Source organism: Microbacterium sp. 5K110 (assembly GCF_005774735.1).
Taxonomy (GTDB): Bacteria; Actinomycetota; Actinomycetes; order Actinomycetales; family Microbacteriaceae; genus Microbacterium.
Genome location: NZ_VBUM01000170.1, coordinates 1 through 1,468 on the forward strand (window position 1 = coordinate 1; position 1,468 = coordinate 1,468).

At 75.0% G+C, this 1,468-nt stretch carries 2 protein-coding genes; both read left to right on the forward strand.

The annotated features are described in order from the left end of the window. Window positions 1-909: FHA domain-containing protein (locus FE256_RS17910; protein ID WP_138178344.1), on the forward strand; the 909-nt coding region annotated here is incomplete at its 5' end. Next, a partial coding sequence (locus tag FE256_RS17915; RefSeq protein WP_138178346.1) for a hypothetical protein occupies window positions 906-1,468 on the forward strand: 563 nt, incomplete at its 3' end. The genes FE256_RS17910 and FE256_RS17915, both read left to right, overlap by 4 nt.

Consider the following 1,468-nt stretch of genomic DNA (forward strand, 5'->3'; position numbering starts at 1 on the left):
CCGTCCGACTGGGCCCCGCCCGCCGCAGCAGATTTCCCGCCCCGCGGAGACGACGCGGGTGAGCAGCGTTCCGGGTCGGAGCAGCCCGAGACCTCGGCCGACGTCCACGACTCGGTGGCGGAGGCGCTCGCCGCCCTGCGCGCACCGACCACGCCGGTCGCGACGCCGCCGCTCCCCGAAGCACCCGCCCGCGGCGAGGATTCCGAGAGCGCCGGCTGGAATGCGGCTCCCCTCACGCCGGCCTTCCCCGCGCGCGGGGGATCGGTCGCGTCGGACGTTCCGCCCGAGGCCGAGGTGCCCCAGCCCGCGCCTGAGCCCGAGGTGCCGTTGACACGCCCCGCACCGGCGGAGGTCCCCGTCTCGGCCGTTCCCCGCCGCGATGACGAGGGCCCGGGGGAGGAGTTCCCCGAACTGTCCGAGGCCGTGTCGGCGGTGCCCGATGCACCACAGGCCGGTGCGCCGCGGTCCGCGCGAACCTCCGTGTCCGCGCTGTACACGCAGCCGGAGTTCCCCGCCGAGGCTGATGATTCCGACTTCGATGCGCTGGACCGTACCGTCGTCACTCGCCGCCGCCGTATCCCGTGGGCGCTCGTGCCGCCGGCCGGCGCGCCGGTCGACCTGACGTCGGACGTCGTCATCCTGGGTCGTCGCCCGGCCCCGGATGCCGCGCACCCCGGCGCCCAGCTCGTGGCGATCGTCGACGACACCCGCACGGTGTCCAAGACGCACGCTCGACTGCAACTGCGGGGAGAGACCTGGTACGTCACCGATCTCGACTCGACCAATGGCGTGCTGTTCGCGACGTTGATGGGGACCGAGGTCGAGGCGCCTCCCGGTGAGGAGATCGAGGCGGGGGAGCGGTTCTTCCTCGGCGACGCGGAGGTGCGCCTGACGCGGAGGGAGCCGTGAGCGGCCCCTACGACGTCCCCGACGATCCCGACGACGTCACGCTGTGGGCGGGCCGTCTGCGCCCGTGGCCCGCTCGGCCGGACCCGGCCGTGGACGACGGCGATGAGATCGACGAGGACACCGCTGTCTCCCTGCGGTCGGCGCGGGCCGAAGACACCGTCCGGGTCGTGCGGGAGGAGCCGTCGGATGCCACCGTGCGCATCGTCCGCGACGAGCCGTCCGACGAGACGGCCCGAGCCCGCGGTGGTGAGGGCGCTGCCGCGGCGACGCCGGACGAATCGTTCGACGACACGATCCGAGGCTCTCGTGAGGCCACGCCCCGGGACGATCCGCCCCCGGCTCTCGAGGAGACCACGGCCGTCGGCCGTCGTCGCCGTGGCGCGGCCACTTCGCCCGAGCCCGAACCGCCGTCGGACGCGCCCACGGGCGACACCGCTGCCGGAACGCGCCGTTCGCGCTCGCGCGAGCGCGTCACCACCGACGCGCTGCCGTCGGCCGACCCCGTCCCGCGTCCCCGTGACGCACGCATCCCGTCCGGCGGTGCGCACGAGCTCTACCG